Source organism: Leucothrix pacifica (assembly GCF_003172875.1).
Lineage (GTDB): Bacteria > Pseudomonadota > Gammaproteobacteria > Thiotrichales > Thiotrichaceae > Leucothrix > Leucothrix pacifica.
In genome coordinates this window covers 1-20,786 of sequence record NZ_QGKM01000002.1, presented here as the reverse complement: position 1 = coordinate 20,786, position 20,786 = coordinate 1, and the positions used below count along the sequence as shown (strand labels likewise).

Below are 20,786 nucleotides of genomic sequence, written 5' to 3'. Positions count from 1 at the left end.
CGAAATAACTTTACAGGCCTTATTTCCAGTAACGGTAACTACCTCGGTTAATCATTAGAACACTGAACAACGACTGAAGCTACAGCTCTCCCATGCTGCTGGCGTGTCAATGAAAACCTTTGATTGAGTCCTGCATCAACATGTCCACTTCCCCATTAGTGAGACACTTCTAAACTAGAATTTTCCAGTTTTCTGCGGTATTCACTAGGTGGTAAATACCCTAAGCTTTCATGTGGTCGTTCGTCGTTGTAGTCCAGTCGCCACTGCTATGCCATTTCTCGTACTTGGCTGAGACTTTCAAATAAATAAGCGTCGAGAGACTCACGGCGCATTGAGCCATTAAATCGTTCTGCAAAACCGTTCGGTTGCGGTTTGCCTTTTTCAGTATAAGCCAAGTCAATTCCGCGATCGTGACACCAATCAGTAAACACGCCAGAGATTAGCTCCGGACTATTATCAAGGCGTATCTGCTGTGGCAGCACTCGTTCCTCGTTCAGTTGCTCAAGCACACGAATGACTCGTTCTGAGGGCGAGGAAGTATCGACCTCGATACTAAGCACTTACGAGTACCCTCATCAATCACGTTTAACGTACGGAAACGCTTTCCGCAATACAGTGTGTCATGCATAAAGTCTAACGCCCATTGATGGTTGACCGATTGCTGCATGCTCAGTGGCTTTGGCTCACGTTTTGGTAGTTTCCGTTTAATACGCCTGAGTAGATTGAGCCCCAAACGGCAGTACACGCGATACACCCGTTTGTGGTTGAAGCTATAACCCAATCGACGCAGCCGCTTAAAGCATTTCCAAAACCCGGAACGCGGTGCATTAGCAAGTACATCATTGATTGCAGTGATGACAGCAGAGTCCACTTCTCGCCAGTCCATTGGCTGACGATAGAAGCTGGCCCGATTCAAGCCTGATAAGGTGCATGCCGTTTTCACAGCAAGTCCTGATTGTGTCAATTGCTGAGCCGCTTCTCGTTTCTCTGCTGTCACCAACCCTTTTTTGCGATTAAATCCTTAACGGCCTGCAGTTGCAGACTCTGGTCAGCATACATCCGCTTAAGACGTGCATTTTCATCTTCCAGCTCACGTATTCGTTTGAGTTCAGAAGCGTCCATGCCGCCGTACTTCTTTTTCCAGTTGTAGTACGTCGCTGAGCTAATACTATGCTGACGGCAGAGCGCTTCCACTTTCATCCCGGCATCCGCTTCCTTAAGAATCGCGATAATCTGAGTTTCTGTAAATTTTGATTTTTTCATAACAATCTCCTGAGGTTATTCTCTCAGAAAATTCTAGTTATGAGTGTCTCAGTTTAGGGGAAGTGGACAGTGGGTTTGGTTGAGTAATTAACTGACGATGGAATAACAGGACTTGATAATAATAAATTTTGTGGGTACATTTGTGGGTGTAAATATCTTTGTACTTAGTGGCATCCATGAATACTGAAACCAGAAAAGACCAAACCTTAAAATTCCGCATTGATGATCTGACGCTCAAGCTTTTAGATCAGGCGCAAAGCTATGTAGAAATCAACAGAAGTAAATTCATTCGGCAAAGCATTCGAGAAAAGGCTGAGGCTGTCATTGCTGAGCATGATCAGACTCGATTTAATGAGAATGACTGGCATCTATTTTTTGACTCGTTAGATAAACCAGCAGAGCCAACAGAGCGAATGAAGAAAGCCGCTCAGCGATATAGCCAAATCGTAAACTCTGATGAAGTTTAGTGCTTTAGACCCCAAGTTTCATAACCGCAAAGGTTTTGATTGTGGGGTTGAAGCATTAAATCGATATGTGAAGCAGATTGCAGGGCAGGATCAAAAGCGTAACCTGAGTAAGGTCTACGTGCTTGCAGAAGGTGAAACCATAGTTGGTTATTACTCACTTAGTGCCCACTCAGTTTCTCGTGAAAATTTACCTGAAGATATTAAGCTTGGTGGTTATCAGGATATTCCGTTTTTGTTGTTGGGACGGCTTGCAGTAGACGTAAAGTATCAGGGGCAAGGTTTTGGTGATGCATTGATTTTTCATGCGTTTAAAACGACACAGGAAGCTGCTGAAAGAGTGGGTATTTTAGGAATAATTGTTGATGCAAAAGATGAAAGTGCTGCTAGTTTTTATGAGGGCTTTGGTTTTGTAAGGCTTCAAGGGAGTAGCAGGCGCTTGGTTTTGAATATTTCTGCGCTTTCGACACTTCTAGCTGAGGTGAATATCCAAAATAAATAACACTGTGTGGCTGTTGCGCTATTCTAAAAGCGCATTAAATACATGCGCTACTTTAGCACAACCAAAAAACTAACGACCAGCAGTCGAGGATGCAGCATATCAAATGACTCACTTACTCAATACTGAAACGCTTGATCACCAGTTGCATGAAATGCGGCAAATTGCGATCAGCATAAAACGGTTAACACAGGGCACTTCTTATCTATACCTTGGTCAGTTGTTTGAGTGAAGTGCTACTCGTCACCATAATGCGTTTTTAACTTTTTAAGTAGCGCTAGTCCACGTGGCTTGCTGCCTCGACTAGCGAGTACTTTAAATCGGTTTTCTGCATCAAACTCTGTGAGTGCCATAACAGTAAACTCCTCATACAGCTTGTTGATGCTGATGCTTCTGGATGCTGCCAATGCTTTTACTCTTAGGTGAGTATCTTCAGGCAGTCTAACAGTAATCATACCCATGGGGACTCCTTCATAAATTGCTGGGGTGTTACGACGCTAAGTCCATCGAAAGCCAATTCCCCGTTTTTTAAATCACGCACATTACTGGTAATAATGTACTGTGCTCCACCTGCTATCGCTAGCTCGATTAAATGGTTATCGCCTTCATCTCGCAGGTTTGGACGCCAACCAAAGTATATTTTGCACCACTGGCAACAAGACAAGAATGCAGACAAAAATTCTAATCGCTCATCACCATTTAACGGGCATTTTTGCATAACGTCTTCACGGTCAAGAATATCCATGTATTCATTAAACAATGCCTCCCCTACTAATGGTGAGATAACATCACTCATAGATAGTTCTAAAATTTTACGAGCAGCCCCCGACTCATTTCCCAATAGGGCTGCAACTAAAATATTGGTATCAACTATGACTTTCAAGCGTATTCCGTTCTGTAGGTTCTTATGTGAATAATGCTAGCATATACGATAGCGTTTTGGAATTGGTTCTTTAGTTAGTGGTTTTATCTTAGCAAGTCGTATAGGGTTGGCGGAGTATTTGCTGGGAAGTTTACGATAGTGAACTTGAGCAATTGTGTTAACCTAATTGAGTATTGTGATAACAGTACATTTCAAGCAACCACCAGCAGTCGGCTGGCTATTATGTGAAAGATTATCTATTAGATTTACTGCTCGACCTAGACGGTATTGAGCAAGACCCGTACTACCACCCCGAAGGCGATGCCCTTTTTCATTCACTCCAAGTTTTCCAGTTAGCGCATCAGCAAAGCGATTGTCCTACCATGTGGGCGGCAGCCTTATTTCATGATGTCGGTAAAGCTAATGGTTCGAAAAGCCATGACGCGGTTGGTGCAGAGATGTTGCAAGGTGTTCTCAATGATCAGATCGTTTGGTTAGTTGAGCACCACCTAGACTTGCTCATTGCCTCCGCGCAAACAAAACGAAAACTCAGAAAACAACCTACCCAATTAAAGCAATTAGAACAGTTGCGGCATTGGGACGTATCAGGTCGTGACCCAACAGCAGAAGTGATCAGCCCACAACAGGCGATTGCTTTGCTAGATCCATTCTTCACTCAAACCGTGGCATAAGCTGCCACCTAAAACTATGAGTAAAAAACAGCAACAAATCCGTATGCTTCTGATTCGAGAGGCAGCTAGGTTAATGGTCGAAGAAAATGTAACGCAGTACCTCGACGCAAAGAAGTTAGCGGCAAAACGCTTATTCAGAAAACCACTCAAAAACCTGCTAAGCAACAAAGAAGTCGCGGATGCAGTATATCAAATGACTCACTTACTCAATGCTGAAGCGCTTGATCAGCAGTTGCATGAAATGCGGCAAATTGCGATTAATGTCATGCGCGAGTTAAGTGACTTTTCACCGCGTTTAATTGGCTCTGTCAGCACTGGGCGTATTCGTGAGTCCAGTGATATTGATATTCATGTATTCGTCGATCATATTGAGTCGCTACTCATCTTTCTTGATCACTTGGGTTGGCGCTACGAGACAAGTTTGGTGAGCATCCAGCAAAATGGCGTGTTGAATGATTATCAACATGTGTATCTGTGGTTGGATTATCCGATTGAGTTGTCAGTTTATCCAACGTTAGAGATACGGAAGGCTACGCGCAGTAGTGTTGATAGGAAGCCGATTAAGCGGTTGTCGTTATCTAAGGTTGAGGCGCTGCTTGGGTATATGGACGATACTGTTTAACTTGCTAATTCTGGAACACTAGTGGTCTGCCGGAATACATAAATCACACGGTATAGGTATTCTGGCTATATGTTAAAAGTGTAAATTGTATATAGTCGATACATCGAAAAATACCCTAAGCTACCAATATGCCCGCTACTGTTAAGTCCTTTAAAGAGTCTGTTTTTTACAAGTCAATTAAAGGCAAAGAAAGACAAATACAGTTCTTTTTTCGCGACCTGTTCAATTCAATTCGATACGGTCGTTACGGAAAATTCAACGTCCCACGTAGCTTTGAAAGACTATGCATTGATCCCAATGAAGTGCAGCACACTCATTGGTTTCGGCGTCGCTCTAGTGGCAGGGTGATCGGTGGTGATTGGGATATCAATGCCAAGCCGATTGATACCATTCAAAAAGTGAAATTTTGTTGATATAAATTCACATCAGGCGTGTCTTGGGAAGAATCCGGCATTGTTGATCTGATGTTGGATGAGATAGAAAAGCGTGGTCAGTTTGATGGCTGTCGTAACCGAGCGGTTGTGGACGCGCGTTATGAGAAGCTTGATGTGCTGTTTAACGAGCTGAAGCAAGGTGCTCGTTTTAAGACGATGGGTGAGCTTAATCCCAATAGTTTTCGAGAGTATGGTGGGTCTGTTATTCATATCGGTCGGGATGGGCGCTTGGTGTTTAGTGGAGCAGGGTGTTATCGGCTAGCGATCGCGCAAGTCCTCAAGCTACCTCTGATTCCTGTACAGATTGGGGTGTGTCATCCTTTAGCAATTAAAGATGGCCATGTGGGTGTATTACCAAGTAGAAAGCCTTAATTAGATTTATCACGTTTGTTGTGAAATCAGATAAGCCTTACTGTTGATTATAAATAGTAAGGTTCGCCGCAGTTACCGACTGAGCACCCGCAGCCACCGATCCAAAATCAACACTCACATTACCAGCCGAAAAGTTTTGCGTAACTGCCCCGTAGCTGTGTGGCTGTTGTTAACCACCACATTACCTGCTTGAAGATTATGAGTGCCAGACTGTATGTAGTGGAGCGATGTTGTCGTCAAATTCTGCACTACATCGCCGGATGTGGTTGGCAGTCCATCCGCTTCAATATAATTCCCTGCCTGGATATTCCCAGAACCAATACCTTCGAATTTAAGGGTGATGTGCTGCGCTTGAACGTTTTGTTTCAAGCTTTGCAGTGGGGCGTCACCCGTTGCTTTGGCGTAGTTCAAGGCTTGAATATTGTTATCGCCGCCTTGTTGCTTGAGCGCCACATTCCCTGCTTGGTTCAAGGTTTGAGCGGCTGAATGAATCTCTGGGGAGAGGAGATAATTCACAGCCTGATGATTGTTATCTCCACCACTTTGTAACAGCGTTAAATCACCACTTCCCAGATTTAGCGTCTGCTGTGTGTTAGTGACTGAGCTGCCTCCATTACGTAATTGAATGCTATTGATAGCCTGAGCGGAGTTAGTCATATTGCCTTGAGAGATTGATAATGGGGCACTGACGCTTACATTTTGGGTGATTGTCCAACTATCAGCGAACGCACTGCCGCTGACCAGTGTCGCCAATAAAGCTGTATTGATAGTAAGTGTCAGTGACATCGTTATTACTCCGCTTTAGCTGTTTCAGTTGCCGGCTTGGCTTTGTCGAGCTGACCTACTTTAGCCGGAGTCATGTCAGTCTACGCTGTGGCTCGGTTTCGAAGCATGACTTAAAGCTGGTTTGTCCACCATACGCTTTGTTTAGTAGCCAAAAAGCGGCTGCATCAACCAGTGTTTTTTGTGCGCTGTGGACGCCTTCAACAGTGACTTTATTTCTAGAAATGCCGTAGTAGCCGTCACCAGCAGCAACGCGTAGGCGGAATGTTCGATTGTTTCTATAAAAGATTAGATCAAACGATTGTGAGGCAACCACCAGATTATTTCTTGGATCAATGAGGTTAAGTACCAAAGAGATCGCTTTAGCCGATGAGGTTTTACCAATATCTACCTGACCGCTGACTTTTCTCCAGCGGCTATCTTCTTCGTTATCCGCGAGTGTTTTTGTGCGAGACCCTGCATTTTGCCCAGAGCCTGCCTGAAATAGATTATCCGAGTCAAACCGGGTAAATGCACCACTAATGACAAGGGGAGCCACGTTGGAAGCTAGTGGTAGTTGTTTAGCTTTTCTGGCGCCCTGAATGATTCCATTATAATTCGCCATAAAGACCGTTATATTACTGCGAGAAGGTAGCCCAAATCGGTTGAGTCCTAGGCCTTCTTTAGACATCGGGCTAAACATCAACGGGAACTGATCCATGACTAAACCAGCGTGTGGATATAGGTGCTCACTAAGTACGTTGATGAGTTGGATGCGGCCCGAATCTGCAAGTGGGCTATCCTGATAGACGCTGTCTTTTACCGTGCCGTCTTTGATGTTTCTGGCTAAAAACAGATAAGCATTATTTTCACTATGCTTTTTTAACGCGCCACCCATGCAGCCAATAGCATCGGTCATGTTAGTGCGTGTTAACTCTGGTGTTTCAGTTAATGTTTTAGAGATACGAACTGTGTTATTGCTGCAAGCGGTTAGCCGCGACAAGCTCAAGAGAATAAGTAGTTTACTGACAGTTTTCAAAGTTCACCTCCCCAATATGCACGTTACTAACAACCTGGGTACTCCCTAGAAAACCATTGTCGTCTTGACTGACGTAAGTGGCATAGAAAGCGCACTTTGGTTGAGCCAGGCTGTCTACTATGAACTCGCTGCCGTCCGGAGACGTAACTTTGTAACCATTGGTCCAGTCCACTTTGTAAGCCTTGAAATGAACAGCGGCAGAAGCAACAAGCTTAGATGCCTGAAGTACTTCGTAGCTAGCTGGAATGCTTGGGTAAGAGGGCGTCGTCGGGCTGTCTGCTAAGGCTGGTGCGAAACTAATCGTCAGAATCGTTTTTAAAAGAAGAGAAGTGTACTTGTGCATGATGTGGGCCTCATTAGTGAGAGTATTGTTATTTTGAAGGACTATCGAAGACACATATCAGGAGGTGTATTCGATAGTCTTAGCCCGAGGTTTTACTGTGGTGCATTTCCTACGTAGTTAACTGCTTGGATAGCGCCGTTGCCGCTGTATTGATGCATTGATAGAGTAGTTGCTGATGCGGCTTGTGTGACAGTACCACCGATGCCGGCACTGCTAGTAAGAACAGCATTACCTGCATTGAGCCCTGAGTCAGATGCATACTGATGTAGATACAAGCTATTAGTGTTAATCGTTTGTTTGCCCGCTGATAACTCACCACCGATATCCATTAGGTTAGCTGCCTGAACGGTTGCCGCACCGTATGAATGTTGTTTGATATCAACGTGGTCGGCATTAACATCTTGATCTGCTGAAGCAACAACACCATCGCTAGAAGATTTGAGGTAATTGCCAGCTTGGGTGCCGCCACCGTCAGAGTGCATATGTACTCCGCTGCCTGATACAGTTTGTTTTGATGCGATGCCGACACCTTTACCATCGATCATATTCAATGCCTGAGTGCTATCTTGAGATGTCCAGCCCATCTGCCACATGTCGCTATGACCACTAGTGCTTTGATTGACACTGCCTACAGCGCTTGTGCCACTAGACACCCGATTGACTGCCTGTATCTGGTTCCCTGAGCCATGTTGATCCAAGTGAAAGTAGTCGGCTGAAGTGCTTTGGTTAGCTTGTTCTAACGCAGTGTGAACCGCTATATTATTGACGGTCTGAGTATTGTTGCCGCCTCCACTTTGGTGAAGTGCAAAAGAGCTCGTTTGCGTACTCTGTTTCACATTCGATGCTTTCTCAGCGGTCAGGTTATTTGTGGCCTGTATACTGCCTTCCGTCGCTCCTGATTGATATGAGTGGGTGTAGTCAGACTGGGCACTCTGTGTAAGGTCAGACACATTTGTTGCAACAGCGCTATTCACTACCTGCGAGCTTGCACTGGCACTCGCTTGATCAAGGTTTAGGTTTGATGCATTGGCCGCTTGTGACAGCTCGGAAATTGTCGCAGCACTGGCTGTATTCACAGCTTGGTGGTTATTGACCAGGTTTGCTTCGTTCTGCTTCATAAGGGTGTTTCCACTACTTGAGTAATCCTGTTTCATGGAGCTGCCTAGTGTACCGATTGTTTCAGCTTTGAGGTAATTAACGGACTGGGTTGAATCGCTTGTTTGTTCTTTTTGCTCTAACTCTAATTCAAAAGCGCCTGAAGCAACTGCCTGGCTACCAGTGACCGTTGCAGTAGTCGAGTTGACAGCATTCATTGACTGAATAGCACTACCTTGAGCGCTGCCGTACTGTGTGATTGTGGTGTCGCTGGCCGGTGTTGTCGTTTGAGTAACGTTCCAAGAGTCAGCTTGAGCGGCTGATGAAATAAATGCGGCAGTGATAGCAGTTGCTAGTGAGATTGTATTTTTTTCATGTTGTTGTACCTAGATTGATTGGCCAATAATGATTAACCAATGGGTTATTCAGGCTGTGACAGTGAACTTAGGGGGAGGCCTGATAAGTGGTGATCAATAAATTATTTATAATTTTTAATGATCCCGATCCTGTACTCTTCATGCTGCTTCAGAAGCTGGTGGGGAATACCTCTGAAGTTGGATTTATCATAGGGCCGCGAAACTGAAGATTACCTGAATGATCTTATAGAATAAGCCATATATAATATACTATAGCTTATTGTGTATATATAACTACCTGTTTGGGTTTAATATGCTATGGGGTATAAATCCAATTTTTAAGTGCTATTTTTGCAGCTACTTTCTAATTATTAGAGATTGTGTGACTGAAAAAAAACGATGATTTTTCTTGTTATAACAACAACTTTCTTGTATTCAAAAAACACGGCTGCTCCGTTTTAGTTCAAAAATAATGTGATTTTTTTGAAATTATTTTTCGCTGCACTCCAGTACTCACCAAAACTACGCGCTAATCATGCACTGTTTTAGTGAAACTAGTTAATAAAGCACGAATATGGTGCGTTTAAAATCGACACCTGAGTATTCTTGGCCCTATAGTAGTGCATATCCTTTTTGGCATAGCTTTTGCATTTGGTTTTGAGAGATAAAATTAATACAAGCAAGGATAGTACTATTGAGTGCAAACCCACTAACACACGCGGATGTGCCTTCCGGTTGGAAAGCAAAACTAGAGTTAGGTTACATAGCACGTAGCGAGCGCACCGTTTTAGCCCACCGCAGTCGCCGCGGCCCATTAGCCGTGCAGCGTGCTTTCTACCCCGAAGGCTCGGTTTGTCACTCGTATATCCTTCACCCACCCGGTGGCGTAGTCGGCGGTGACGAGCTACTGATTAATGTCGATGTAGCTCAGAATGCTCAGGCCTTACTCACCACACCCGGTGCAACAAAATTCTATCGCTCGCTGGGCCAACAAGCACATCAGGTGCAACATTTTACGATTGCAGAGCAGGCATGTCTGGAGTGGCTGCCGCAAGAAACTATTTTCTTTCCCGGCGCGAATGCTGCGCTCAGTACAAAAATCGAATTAGATGCGCAAGCCAAATACATTGGCTGGGAAGTACATTGTCTGGGTCGTCCCACGAATAATGAAGTGTTTGAGTCAGGACAATTATTATTCTCAACTGAGTTGGAGCGTGACGGCAAGCCTTTATATAAAGAGCGTCTGCCGATTCTCAGCGATAATGATTTAAACACACCTGCCGGACTCAATGGTTATCCGGTCACCGCAACGCTGATTGCATTGCCTGCGACAAAAGAAGCTCTGACGCTGGCACGCCAACATTGTCAGGACTTTATGGATGATGCCAAAACCAAGGGAGTCGATGGATTGGCAGGAGCTACTTTATTGCATGACGTGCTCGTGGTGCGCTACCTGGGGCACAGTACCGAGCAAGCACATAACTTATTCCGAACCACGTGGCTGAGCATTCGGCCATTGGTGAATGGCCTGAAGGCTGTCCCACCGCGTATTTGGTCCACTTAGGAGGAACCATGGATTTAACACCCCGTGAAAAAGATAAATTAATGCTATTTACTGCCGGATTATTGGCAGAGCGCCGTTTGGCGCGTGGTTTAAAACTCAACTATCCGGAGTCAGTGGCCTACATTAGTGCTGCGATTCTGGAAGGTGCGCGCGACGGCAAAAGTGTCGCTGAGTTAATGGATTACGGTCGAACGCTGTTGACGGCTGATCAGGTCATGGACGGTATTCCGGAAATGATTCATGACGTGCAAGTTGAAGCAACCTTTCCTGACGGCACCAAGCTGGTGACCGTTCATGACCCCATCGTATAAGGCAGGTGACGCATGAAACCAGGTGAAATTTTTGTGGATGATGGCGACATCGTACTAAACGAAGGGCGTGACACTGTCACCGTCTCTGTAGCAAATACTGGCGATCGTCCGATTCAGGTTGGTTCGCATTATCATTTTTATGAAACCAATAGCGCCTTGCAGTTTGATCGTGAAGCCACCAAAGGCTTTCGTCTCGACATTGCAGCGGGAACGGCAGTGCGTTTTGAACCCGGTCAAACCCGCGAAGTCACGCTGGTCAATTATGTCGGCATACGCGAAGTGTACGGATTTACCGGCTCTGTCATGGGACCATTGGATACAAAAGGAGCGACGTCATGAGCAAAATAGATCGACGTGCCTATGCGGAAATGTACGGCCCAACCACCGGCGACCGCGTGCGACTGGGGGATACGGAGCTACTGATTGAAGTCGAAAAAGACTACACCACTTACGGCGATGAAGTGAAATTCGGTGGTGGCAAAGTTATTCGTGACGGCATGGGGCAAAGCCAACGTGCCGATGCAGATGTCGCTGATGTCGTCATTACCAATGCACTGATTCTGGATCACTGGGGCGTGGTTAAAGCAGATATCGGTATCAAGCATGGTCGTATCAGCGGTATTGGTAAAGCAGGTAATCCGGATGTGCAGGATGGTGTGAATATCATCGTTGGCCCCGGTACCGAAGCCATTGCGGGTGAAGGCTCGATTATCACGGCAGGCGGTGTGGATTCACACATTCACTTTATTTGTCCACAACAGGTCGAAGAAGCCTTAAGCTCCGGTGTCACCACCATGCTGGGTGGCGGAACGGGCCCTGCAACCGGCACCAACGCCACGACCTGTACACCGGGCATCTGGAATATGCATCGCATGTTGCAAGCCGCGGACTCTTTGCCAATGAATCTAGGGTTCTTGGGTAAAGGTAACGCCAGCTTGCCGCAAGCGCTGAATGAGCAAATCGAAGCCGGTGCCATGGGACTGAAGCTTCACGAAGACTGGGGAACCACGCCCGCAGCCATCGACAACTGCCTGAGCGTTGCCGAAAACTACGATATTCAGGTGGCAATTCACACGGACACTTTGAATGAGTCTGGCTTTGTTGAAGACACCATGGCCGCATTCAAAGGTCGTACCATTCACACCTACCACACAGAAGGTGCCGGTGGTGGTCATGCGCCGGATATCATTCGTGCAGCGGGTGAGGACAATGTTTTGCCTTCATCAACCAATCCAACGCGCCCTTATACTGTGAATACGGTGGATGAGCATCTGGACATGTTGATGGTTTGTCATCACCTTGACCCGAGTATTGCCGAAGATGTGGCCTTTGCAGAGTCTCGAATTCGTCGCGAAACCATCGCCGCGGAAGATATACTGCACGATCTTGGTGCATTCTCGATGATTGCCTCAGACTCGCAAGCCATGGGTCGTGTTGGTGAAGTCATTACCCGCACATGGCAAACTGCCCACAAAATGAAAGTGCAGCGCGGCAGTCTGGAAGGCGATCCGTCGCGCAATGACAACAACCGTGCCAAACGCTACATCGCAAAATACACCATAAATCCCGCAATCACTCACGGCATCTCACACGAAGTGGGCTCTGTGGAAGTGGGTAAATTAGCGGACTTGGTGATGTGGAAGCCTGCCTTCTTCGGGACTAAGCCGAGCCTGATTATTAAAGGTGGAATGATTGCCTATGCGCCAATGGGGGATCCGAATGCCTCGATTCCAACGCCACAGCCAGTGCATTATCGCCCGATGTTTGGTGCGCTGGGGGCTGCCATGCACGCCACTCGCATGACCTTTATGTCGGAAGCCTCGATTGATCAGCAAGTTGCAGAGTCGATTGGTTTGCAAAGTATGATTGGTTCGGTGCATGGCTGTCGTCGCGTCAAAAAGGCGGACATGCTGCTGAATGACTATCAGCCTAAAATCGAAGTGGATTCGCAGACTTATGAAGTAAAAGCCGATGGTGTGCTGTTGACCTGTGAGCCAGCAAAAGAACTTCCATTGGCGCAACGGTATTTCTTGTTCTGATGATTAAATTAACTGAAAAAATTGATGCAGCCACCCCAGCCGCCGCAAGCGTGACCTTACCCTTGGATCTGAGGATTAAAACCCGCCAACGGGTCACTTTAGATTCTGGGGAAGATGCCGGTATCTTTCTGGAAAAGGGTGCAATCCTGCGCGGTGGTGAAAAGTTGAAATCCGAAGAAGGTTTAGTGGTTGAGATTATCGCTGCGGATGAAACGGTTTCCAGTGTGTATGTTGAGGATGGCCTGGCTTTAGCCAAAGCTGCCTACCATTTGGGGAATCGTCACATTCCCTTACAGATCGAAGCTGGCTTATTGCGCTACCAGCATGACCATGTACTGGATGACATGATTCAGGGTTTTGGGTTGTCAGTTACTGTTGAGTCAGTGCCATTTGAACCAGAAGGTGGTGCGTATAAAAGTGGTGCGGGACATTCGCACGGCGCGCACAGCCACGGGCATAGTCATGACCATCATGGTGGGCATTCTCATGGCTGAGTCGATGGCTTATATGCGCTTGATGCAGCTGACCAGTCCAAGTTTACCAGTGGGGGCGTTTGCCTATTCACAGGGGTTGGAGTCTGCGGTTGAGATGGGCTTGTTGAAAGACTATCAATCCGCTGTGCAGTGGATTCGCAGCATTATGCACAGTGGTCTCAGTCGCCTGGAAGTACCGATGTTCTTTCGTCTGTATCAAGCATGGCAGCAGGATGATAAGGAGCAGTTGCGTCTGTTGAATGAGCAGCTATTTGCGCAGCGCGAGGCTGCCGAATTATTCGCTGAAGACTCTCATATGGGCGTGGCTTTATCGCGCTTACTGAGGGACTTAGGGATGGTTGGCACTGAGTATTGGGAGCGTGGAGAGGCAGTGAGTTTTACCACCATGTTTGCCTTGGCCTCGGTGCGTTGGGACATTCAAGCGACACAGGCGGCAACCGGACTGGTGTGGTCCTGGATGGAGAATCAGGTCGCAGCAGCAATTAAATTAGTGCCATTGGGGCAAACCGACGGGCAACGACTGATGGGTGAGCTGTTGCAGGAGATTCCGGCATTAGTTGAGCATTCCGCCAATATCACTGATGAGGCCATTGGCTCCGGCCTTCCCATGCTGGCTATTTTAAGCGCGCAGCATGAAACACAATATTCACGTTTATTTCGATCTTAAGAGATTTTTGTATGGCAGATAGTAAATTACTTCGCGTTGGTGTCGGTGGACCGGTTGGTTCAGGAAAAACCGCTTTGTTAACGCAGCTGTGTAAGGAAATGAAAGACCCTTACGAAATGGCAGTGGTCACCAATGATATTTACACACGCGAAGATGCGGAGTTTTTATTGCGCAATGAGGCGATGGAACCAGACCGGATTGTCGGTGTTGAAACCGGTGGCTGCCCTCATACGGCTATCCGTGAAGATGCGTCGGTCAATCTGGCGGCGGTTGATGATTTGTATGCCAAGTTTCCGGATCTCGATTTCGTGGTCATCGAAAGTGGTGGTGACAACTTAAGTGCGACCTTCAGCCCTGAGCTGTCGGATCTGACTATCTACGTGATCGATGTGTCTGCTGGCGATAAAATCCCCCGTAAAGGTGGGCCGGGTATCACTAAATCAGATCTGTTGGTGATTAATAAAATCGATCTTGCACCCATGGTCGGTGCATCGCTGGAAGTAATGGATCGGGATGCGAAGAAAATGCGCGGTGACAAGCCGTTCGTTTTTGCCAATATGAAAACGGGTAAAGGTGTACAAACCATCATTGATTTCATTGTGCATCAGGGAATGTTGGACGCGAAGGTCTGAGGTAGCCATGCGCTGAGTTCAGCGAGCTAGGCTGGACTCAACGCAAAATACTATTCATTTTTGGCTAAGTAGTAAGGACTTATCACGTTTGCCTACTTAAGTGCAGCAGCCAGAGCTGGCGGCAGTGACATCAAAGATGTTTAGCCAAAATTTTTTCAAACTTCTCTTTGCTAATAATGCCCGTATAGATATCCAGTACTTTTTGCTCCGGACTAATCAAAACACTGTAAGGTAATGCCCCATCAGGGTCGCCATACGTGGCAGCAAGTTTGTTCCCTGCATCTTGTCCATAAGTCAGTGGATAATTCATTTTATTCGCGGTCACAAATGGCATCATTTCATCCTTACCTTCAATGCTGACACCAATAATAGTAAATTTCTCGCCACCGTATTTGCTTTGCATCGCCACAAAGTCTGGTACTTCCACGCGACACGGCGGGCACCATGATGCCCAGAAATTCAGCAATACCAATTTGCCTTTATAGTCTGACAGTTTGAGAGGCGTATCTTTACCTAATTGGGGCAGGCTAAAGTCTGGTGCGGTTTGCCCTTTGATCGAATCATCAAAAACGGGGTCACGTCCGCCACGGTCACAGCCAGCTATCAATAGCGTTGCGCTCAAGGCAAGTAGCAGAATTGTTTTCATTATTATGTTTCCATGGTTGAGTATATTAGTAAAAGCTTATTTAAACGAAGCGTTGATTTATTGTTAATTGATGCATCGCAACATTTTTAATACTATAGAGCCCGTAAGATGATTTCCTCCTCCTCAGCCAATCGGAGGTAGTTGACTTAAGCCACTTTGTCTCCTACCTCCCTTTGGCTTTTTAATGCCTGTAATATTCTCACGCTCCCGCCAGAAACGCTATAAAAAATAACATAGGCTCGCTGAGATATGTCATTTTGAGTTTATTAATAAATCCAACCAATACTTACGCTTTATTAAGTAATACTTAAGTGAATGCTGTTGGACTAGTGTGCCTATTTTATGTAACTTACGGCAGCTAATGATGTTATCTCTTCTTACTGTCAAAAAAGGGAAGTCTCTCTGATGAATGCCAAAACCGAGCAAAAACCTCAAGTCCTTCCTGAAAAAGCCAAGTTTAAAGTGAATCCTCAAAACCATTATGACCTGATCGTTATTGGTAGTGGGCCGGGTGGTCGTAGTGCTGCGATTCAGGGTGCGAAACTTGGAAAGCGGGTGCTAGTGATCGAAAAGGGTCACAAGATCGGCGGTGTATCTGTTCATACCGGTACGATTCCCAGTAAAACCATGCGTGAAACTGTACTGAACTTATCGGGGATGCGTGAGCGTGAGTTCTACGGTTTGAGCTATCGCGTGAAAGAGAATATATCGGCGCAAGACATTCTTGAGCGACTCAATAAAACTCTGTCGCACGAGGTAGAAATTCAGGAGATTCAATTCCAGCGCAATCAGGTCGAGACCTTGTATGGAATGGCGAGTTTTGCGGACAAAAATCATATCCAGATTGAAATGGAGCATGGTGAAAATGTTATCGTTCGTGGCGAGACTATCATTATTGCGGTAGGGACTAAGCCGTACCGTCCTGACTATGTGCCATTTAATGGCCAAACCGTTATCGACAGTGATGAGCTGTTGAGTATGGAGAAAATACCAAGCTCATTGGCGGTGGTCGGTGCCGGTGTTATCGGTCTGGAGTATGCCACTATCTTTAGTGCGCTGGATGTCAGTGTGACGTTGATCGATCCGAGAACAAAGATTCTGGATTTTGTTGATCGTGAGATTATTCAGTACATGGTAAATCAGCTGCGTGATCGCGGTGTGACTTTCCGTTTAGGACACAAAGTCGAGAGCATAGAGCGAGACGAAGTGAGTGGTCGTCATTTATGTCACCTGCATAGTGGTCGTTTGGTTAAAGCTGAAATGGTGTTGTTCGCAGCGGGCAGAGTCGGTTCCACATCAAGTCTGGGTCTGGAAAATTGTGGATTAGACGTTGATGAGCGTGGTCGTGTTACGGTGAATAATGATTTCCAAACCTCAGTGGATAATATCTACGCGGTTGGTGATGTGATTGGCTTCCCTAGTCTGGCGTCGACTTCCATGGAGCAGGGGCGTGTCGCGGTGTGTCGTGCTTACAATCAACCGATGAGTACCACATCAGAATACTTCCCATACGGTATTTATTCAGTGCCCGAAATTTCCATGGTTGGTATGACTGAGGAAGATGTTCAGAAGCGAAATATTCCTTACGAGGTTGGAGTGGCGCGTTTCCGTGAGACGGCGCGCGGACAAATTATGGGTCTGACAACGGGCCTGATGAAGTGTATCTTCTCAATTAAAACCCGTCGACTACTGGGTGTGCATATTGTTGGTGAGGGTGCGACTGAACTGGTACATATTGGTCAGGCAGTAATGGCTCACAAAGGAAAGCTGAACTTCTTTATCGATAATACTTTCAACTACCCAACGCTGGCCGAAGCCTACAAGATTGCTGCATTGGATGCGCTGGGTAGAATGCCGGTTAAATAACCCCGGTCCTCATGTCAGGTATTGTTAGTGGGCGTTATCCGCTGAGCTTTTAAACGCATCTAACATGGCATGGACTTCACCCAAGTACTGAAACATCGCAGCGTGTGCCTCCGGGTGAGTTTCTTTCAAGGTGTCGCTTTCCAGTTTGAACTGCTGAACCTGTTCGTTATGGTCAGCCAACAGCAGTTTAAACATGGCATTCTCAGCCTCCGTTGCTGCCAGATTAAACTTCTTTGTGCGGGTATCAATCGCCAACATTAAATCCAAATGGCGCTGTTTAGTGGTTTCCATAGCGTTATATGCCTGAAAAGCAGCCGCTGCCTGAATACGCTGAGTGGGTGTCATGAGTGAGCTCCTGAACAAGCCGGACAATTTGGGTTTTTGGGAAGTTGCATGCGTTGCCATTCCAAATGCTGTGCATCCAGTAATAATAGTTTTCCAATCAATGCAGGTCTGCCGAGTAATACGTTAATAGTTTCCTGCGCCTGCATCGTGCCAATGATGCCCACAACCGGTGCAAGTACACCTTCCATGGCACAGGTCACGCTTTCAATGCCAATGTCAGGATACAAACACTGATAACAGGGACTGTTTTCAACACGCAAATCATAAGTGCTAATTTGCCCTTCCTGACGAATCGCTGCACCGGAAACCAATGGCTTTCCCGCTTTAATACAACAACGGTTTAATTCAAAACGACTGGGAAAATTATCGGTGCAATCCACAACAGCATCGGCCAGTTGTATTTGCTCCATCAAGTCATCATCACTTAATTGACGCGCAAGAGGCGTGACTTGCGTGTCTGTGTTGAGCGATTCAATAAAGACTTTCGCCGAATCCACTTTGAGCTGGCCAATGGTTTGCTCGGTGTGAATGACTTGTCGCTGCAGATTGGAGCGCTCGACGATGTCAAAGTCACTCAACACCAAATGACCGACACCGGCAGCGGCCAGATACATGGCAACCGGCGAGCCGAGTCCACCCATACCGATGATTAACACGCGCGCATCCAACAGGCTTTGTTGGCCTGATTCGGTGATTGCCGGCAAGCGTATTTGTCTGTCGTAACGATCCCGTTGTTCAGGGGTCATCAGTTAGCCACCTCCGCGGTGCATATATCGATTGAAGCGTTGCATGAACTCATCGACCTGCGCTTTGCTTTGCTCTGAAAACTTCAGAACAACCATCGTGCGGGGAATACGTGCGGAAGCGATAGCACGTGGTGGCAAAGCCGTCGTTTCGATTTGGATTTGCTGGTCATCAGAGTCTAGTAAATAGCCATAACTCTGTGTGGTGAGTTGGTAGGGTTTCACCGCATTGGGTAAGGCTCTGCCAAACTCTTTTTCCGACAATCCCATCTCTAACTCAATCGTGGTGGATTCATTCACCATTATCCTCCCGCGACTGGTGGCCAAACCGCTAATACATCGTTTTCTTTTAGCGGCTCGAAGCGTTCATGTAACTGTAAATATACCCCGTTGACCAACACCAAATAGGCGTCTTCGCGGGATACGCCGTAGCGGTCGATAATATCATAGGCCGATGTGTCATCACTTACCTCTAAGTCCACGGCATGGCCATCAGCTTCCGGCGGTAAGTGACACATTAATGTTGCGAATAATTTAAAGGTTACCTTCATGCATGGTTTCCGGTGATTGAGACATAAGCGTCCATAAAGTTTAGTGGATTTTCCATTAAGCGATCTTTCCAGACACCCAAATGACTTTCACTTTGAATAAGGCCACGGAGTGCGCCGATGTTTTGCGTGATGCCGAGGGTGTTCGCACCGATTAATTTATCGCCGCTAAATTGCAGTCGAATGTAGCGGTAGCGGTCGCTATCAATTAGCTCCGAGCTTTCACCACCTGCTACGCCTTCCCATGCACCATACGAGGTAGACACTAAGTCTAGCGTGGATAGCACATTCATCTGCAGGCTCCCTTTATGTCGGGTTGAGTTGCCCTGAACCATATTTTTCGCACAGATAATGCCGTGATCAGCAGCTGTCGGCTGTATCGCATGGACGCTGTAGCCGCCAGTGGTGAAGTCCACACCTTGAGCCACGTCGCCCGCAGCATATATACCCGGTAAATTTGATTCCAGATGCACATCCACCAAAATACCCTGATCCATTTTAATGCCACTACCTTCAAGGAATTCAGTATTACTGCGAACACCCGTTGCTGAAATCACAAAGTCAGCATCCAGCGCTTCACCATGGGATAGCTGGATTTTCAAGCCATCACCATTGTCTTCAATACTGGTCACCTGCGTTTCAGTCAGCACGGTTACGCCTTTGGATTCACACCAGCTTTTCAGCATGCCACCGCATTGTTCATCTAACATACGAGGTACCATGCGGTTGTCCATTTCTACCACCGTTAAATCAGCCCCACGTCTGACCAGTGCTTCGAGAATAATACAGCCGATAAAGCCTGCACCGATTTGCACGACGTGTGAGCCTTTCTTAACGTGATCGATAATTTTTCGTGAATCCGCCAGTGTCCAGCAATTAGCAACTTTGGGATTGTCTAGTCCTGGAATGGGTGGCTTAATCGGGTGGGAGCCGGTAGCGATGAGCAGTTTATCCCAGGGCAGCGTTTGTCCGTTTTGCAACTCCACCACATTATTGACCGGATCAACCCGCGTCACATGTTGCTGAATGACATTAATATTGGCATCAGCAAAGTGGTTGTTGGTTTTGCGTAGGTGCGTGCCTTCGGCTTCAATATTTTCTTCAAGGAAATAGGGGATTGCCATCCGTGAGTAGGGCGCTTCGGGTTCATCACCGATGATTGTGATCGTGGCGTTTTTATCTAACTTTCTTATGGTTTCTGCCGCTACAACACCTGCCGGGCCTGCACCTATAATAATGTGTTGGGTGCTATTTTTTGCGTTAGTCGCTGTTCTGCTGCTAGATGTACTCGTGTTTGTATTGGCTGCTGCGGTTTCATAACTTGCAGCTTCTTCTGTCTCACTAAAGTTTTCTGCCAGTAGCGTTTCAGCTTCTTCTTTTAGCTCTGTAATTTGTTGTCGCTGATCGCCTTCGGGTTCTGACTGATTACCGTCATCCGATGTATTATTTAAGTATTGTGCAATACCCACAGCACTTGCGCCACCAACACCTGCAGCAACCTTAGTAGCTGTGCTTGCAGTTGTCTCTTCACTATTTCGCGCGGCAGAAGTTGTTTCCACGGGGGCATCCGCAACACTATTGGTATTGGTATTGGTATTGGTATTGGTATTGGTATTGGTATTGGTATTGGTATTGGTATTGGTATTGGTATTGGTATCAGCCGGGTGATGTATCACGGTGGTTGTAGAACGAACCGTTGAATTTGTTGAGCTTGGGCGAGCGCCCCCGAACAACCACGCGATTGCTTGAAACAGATTCATTATGAGGCCTCAGATAACACGATATATAAGTAGAAAGGAAAGGGGCAGCCGAAATAGCCGCCCCATTAGGTTAGATTTAAGCAGGCAGGTTTAGGCGCGACCGCGTTTCATCAGTCGGAACGCCATCAGCTGTCCAACCGCGCAAGGAGTAATACTCCGGAAGCATTTGATCCAGATCGGCCACACGACCAGTCGCCGGACCAACTTTAGCGGCTTCTTTTAACAGGCGCTTAGGCAGGGTGTCTTGCTCACCAGTAATGCCCGCTTTGATATTGAAGTCACGTTCCATATTCCAGATGCGCTCACCCACTTCCAGCAGTTTCTCAACTGACCAGTCGCCTTCACATGCCGCATCGACCTGAGGTGAG

At 46.6% G+C, this 20,786-nt stretch carries 27 protein-coding genes and 1 pseudogene; 14 read left to right on the top strand and 14 right to left on the bottom strand.

What is annotated here, in order from left to right:
• Positions 1 to 155: 155 nt before the first annotated feature.
• Positions 156 to 1,263, bottom strand: a pseudogene (locus DKW60_RS00740) (IS3 family transposase).
• Between the two features lie 176 nt (positions 1,264 to 1,439).
• Here DKW60_RS00740 and DKW60_RS00735 point away from each other — a divergent pair.
• Positions 1,440 to 1,730 (top strand): type II toxin-antitoxin system TacA family antitoxin, encoded by a 291-nt coding sequence (locus DKW60_RS00735; protein WP_109835750.1) that lies wholly within the window; start codon positions 1,440 to 1,442, stop codon positions 1,728 to 1,730.
• Positions 1,720 to 2,229 carry a GNAT family N-acetyltransferase gene (locus DKW60_RS00730; RefSeq protein WP_109835749.1) on the top strand — a complete coding sequence of 170 codons (510 nt, stop codon included), beginning with the start codon at positions 1,720 to 1,722 and terminating at the stop codon, positions 2,227 to 2,229. Before DKW60_RS00735 ends, DKW60_RS00730 begins: the two co-directional genes overlap by 11 nt.
• Positions 2,230 to 2,462: 233 nt before the next feature.
• Here DKW60_RS00730 and DKW60_RS00725 read toward each other — a convergent pair whose 3' ends face one another.
• Together DKW60_RS00725 and DKW60_RS00720 are read right to left on the bottom strand one after the other, a co-directional pair.
• Positions 2,463 to 2,681, bottom strand: coding sequence for a toxin-antitoxin system HicB family antitoxin (locus tag DKW60_RS00725; RefSeq protein WP_245929522.1), 219 nt, complete (start codon positions 2,679 to 2,681; stop codon positions 2,463 to 2,465).
• The gene (locus DKW60_RS00720; RefSeq protein ID WP_109835747.1) at positions 2,678 to 3,109 is read right to left on the bottom strand and encodes a putative toxin-antitoxin system toxin component, PIN family; all 432 of its coding nucleotides are present in this window, start codon (positions 3,107 to 3,109) and stop codon (positions 2,678 to 2,680) included. The genes DKW60_RS00725 and DKW60_RS00720 overlap by 4 nt, the downstream gene beginning before the upstream one ends.
• A 224-nt stretch (positions 3,110 to 3,333) precedes the next feature.
• Between DKW60_RS00720 and DKW60_RS00715 the strand changes: the two genes are divergently transcribed.
• The 4 genes from DKW60_RS00715 (at position 3,334) to DKW60_RS00700 (ending at position 5,208) form a co-directional block, all read left to right on the top strand.
• Positions 3,334 to 3,780, top strand: a complete 447-nt coding sequence (locus tag DKW60_RS00715; RefSeq protein WP_109835746.1) for an HD domain-containing protein — start codon at positions 3,334 to 3,336, stop codon at positions 3,778 to 3,780.
• Between the two features lie 16 nt (positions 3,781 to 3,796).
• A complete protein-coding gene (locus DKW60_RS00710) occupies positions 3,797 to 4,402 on the top strand; it encodes a nucleotidyltransferase (RefSeq protein WP_146203411.1) in 606 nt (201 codons plus the stop codon).
• Between the two features lie 128 nt (positions 4,403 to 4,530).
• Positions 4,531 to 4,815, top strand: coding sequence for a hypothetical protein (locus tag DKW60_RS00705; protein WP_109835744.1), 285 nt, complete (start codon positions 4,531 to 4,533; stop codon positions 4,813 to 4,815).
• Between the two features lie 18 nt (positions 4,816 to 4,833).
• Positions 4,834 to 5,208, top strand: coding sequence for a hypothetical protein (locus DKW60_RS00700; protein ID WP_109835743.1), 375 nt, complete (start codon positions 4,834 to 4,836; stop codon positions 5,206 to 5,208).
• 114 nt (positions 5,209 to 5,322) lie between these two features.
• Here DKW60_RS00700 and DKW60_RS00695 read toward each other — a convergent pair whose 3' ends face one another.
• The 4 genes from DKW60_RS00695 to DKW60_RS00680 all read right to left on the bottom strand — a co-directional run bounded on the left by DKW60_RS00695 (position 5,323) and on the right by DKW60_RS00680 (position 8,665).
• Positions 5,323 to 5,994, bottom strand: a complete 672-nt coding sequence (locus tag DKW60_RS00695; RefSeq protein WP_109835742.1) for a hypothetical protein — start codon at positions 5,992 to 5,994, stop codon at positions 5,323 to 5,325.
• 70 nt (positions 5,995 to 6,064) lie between these two features.
• Entirely contained in the window at positions 6,065 to 7,009 is a 945-nt protein-coding gene (locus tag DKW60_RS00690) for a hypothetical protein (protein ID WP_109835741.1), read from the bottom strand.
• Entirely contained in the window at positions 6,993 to 7,352 is a 360-nt protein-coding gene (locus tag DKW60_RS00685; protein WP_109835740.1) for a hypothetical protein, read from the bottom strand. Before DKW60_RS00685 ends, DKW60_RS00690 begins: the two co-directional genes overlap by 17 nt.
• 92 nt (positions 7,353 to 7,444) lie before the next feature.
• Entirely contained in the window at positions 7,445 to 8,665 is a 1,221-nt protein-coding gene (locus DKW60_RS00680; RefSeq protein WP_109835739.1) for a hypothetical protein, read from the bottom strand.
• 832 nt (positions 8,666 to 9,497) lie between these two features.
• On the opposite strand from DKW60_RS00680, the gene DKW60_RS00675 reads away from it, so the two are divergent.
• The 7 genes from DKW60_RS00675 to ureG are packed head-to-tail and all read left to right on the top strand — an operon-like array spanning position 9,498 to position 14,510.
• Complete coding sequence (locus DKW60_RS00675) at positions 9,498 to 10,367, top strand: urease accessory protein UreD (RefSeq protein WP_109835738.1); 870 nt, start codon at positions 9,498 to 9,500, stop codon at positions 10,365 to 10,367.
• Between the two features lie 8 nt (positions 10,368 to 10,375).
• Positions 10,376 to 10,678 (top strand): urease subunit gamma, encoded by a 303-nt coding sequence (gene ureA, locus DKW60_RS00670; RefSeq protein ID WP_109835737.1) that lies wholly within the window; start codon positions 10,376 to 10,378, stop codon positions 10,676 to 10,678.
• Positions 10,679 to 10,690: 12 nt separating this feature from the next.
• Positions 10,691 to 11,017 carry an urease subunit beta gene (locus DKW60_RS00665; RefSeq protein WP_109835736.1) on the top strand — a complete coding sequence of 109 codons (327 nt, stop codon included), beginning with the start codon at positions 10,691 to 10,693 and terminating at the stop codon, positions 11,015 to 11,017.
• A complete protein-coding gene (gene ureC / locus DKW60_RS00660; RefSeq protein WP_109835735.1) occupies positions 11,014 to 12,717 on the top strand; it encodes an urease subunit alpha in 1,704 nt (567 codons plus the stop codon). Before DKW60_RS00665 ends, ureC begins: the two co-directional genes overlap by 4 nt.
• Positions 12,717 to 13,211, top strand: coding sequence for an urease accessory protein UreE (gene ureE / locus DKW60_RS00655; RefSeq protein ID WP_109835734.1), 495 nt, complete (start codon positions 12,717 to 12,719; stop codon positions 13,209 to 13,211). Before ureC ends, ureE begins: the two co-directional genes overlap by 1 nt.
• Complete coding sequence (locus tag DKW60_RS00650) at positions 13,180 to 13,878, top strand: urease accessory protein UreF (RefSeq protein ID WP_219988586.1); 699 nt, start codon at positions 13,180 to 13,182, stop codon at positions 13,876 to 13,878. The genes ureE and DKW60_RS00650 overlap by 32 nt, the downstream gene beginning before the upstream one ends.
• Positions 13,879 to 13,889: 11 nt before the next feature.
• Positions 13,890 to 14,510, top strand: coding sequence for an urease accessory protein UreG (ureG, locus tag DKW60_RS00645; protein ID WP_109835733.1), 621 nt, complete (start codon positions 13,890 to 13,892; stop codon positions 14,508 to 14,510).
• 130 nt (positions 14,511 to 14,640) lie between these two features.
• On the opposite strand, the gene DKW60_RS00640 is transcribed toward ureG, so the two are convergent.
• Entirely contained in the window at positions 14,641 to 15,156 is a 516-nt protein-coding gene (locus DKW60_RS00640; RefSeq protein ID WP_109835732.1) for a TlpA family protein disulfide reductase, read from the bottom strand.
• Between the two features lie 405 nt (positions 15,157 to 15,561).
• Between DKW60_RS00640 and sthA the strand changes: the two genes are divergently transcribed.
• The gene (gene sthA, locus DKW60_RS00635) at positions 15,562 to 17,022 is read left to right on the top strand and encodes a Si-specific NAD(P)(+) transhydrogenase (RefSeq protein WP_109835731.1); all 1,461 of its coding nucleotides are present in this window, start codon (positions 15,562 to 15,564) and stop codon (positions 17,020 to 17,022) included.
• A 24-nt stretch (positions 17,023 to 17,046) separates the two neighbouring features.
• On the opposite strand, the gene DKW60_RS00630 is transcribed toward sthA, so the two are convergent.
• From DKW60_RS00630 to DKW60_RS00605, 6 genes are all read right to left on the bottom strand, one after another.
• On the bottom strand, positions 17,047 to 17,367 hold the full coding sequence (locus DKW60_RS00630) for a hypothetical protein (RefSeq protein ID WP_109835730.1): 321 nt from the start codon (positions 17,365 to 17,367) through the stop codon (positions 17,047 to 17,049).
• Positions 17,364 to 18,113, bottom strand: a complete 750-nt coding sequence (locus DKW60_RS00625; RefSeq protein WP_109835729.1) for a HesA/MoeB/ThiF family protein — start codon at positions 18,111 to 18,113, stop codon at positions 17,364 to 17,366. Before DKW60_RS00625 ends, DKW60_RS00630 begins: the two co-directional genes overlap by 4 nt.
• Positions 18,114 to 18,116: 3 nt before the next feature.
• Positions 18,117 to 18,413 (bottom strand): hypothetical protein, encoded by a 297-nt coding sequence (locus DKW60_RS00620; protein ID WP_109835728.1) that lies wholly within the window; start codon positions 18,411 to 18,413, stop codon positions 18,117 to 18,119.
• Positions 18,413 to 18,661 carry a MoaD/ThiS family protein gene (locus tag DKW60_RS00615; protein WP_109835727.1) on the bottom strand — a complete coding sequence of 83 codons (249 nt, stop codon included), beginning with the start codon at positions 18,659 to 18,661 and terminating at the stop codon, positions 18,413 to 18,415. Before DKW60_RS00615 ends, DKW60_RS00620 begins: the two co-directional genes overlap by 1 nt.
• Positions 18,658 to 20,418, bottom strand: coding sequence for an NAD(P)/FAD-dependent oxidoreductase (locus DKW60_RS00610; protein WP_219988585.1), 1,761 nt, complete (start codon positions 20,416 to 20,418; stop codon positions 18,658 to 18,660). The genes DKW60_RS00615 and DKW60_RS00610 overlap by 4 nt, the downstream gene beginning before the upstream one ends.
• Before the next feature lie 76 nt (positions 20,419 to 20,494).
• Positions 20,495 to 20,786, bottom strand: a 292-nt coding sequence (locus DKW60_RS00605) for an aldehyde ferredoxin oxidoreductase C-terminal domain-containing protein (RefSeq protein WP_219988584.1), incomplete at its 5' end; no start/stop codon positions are given.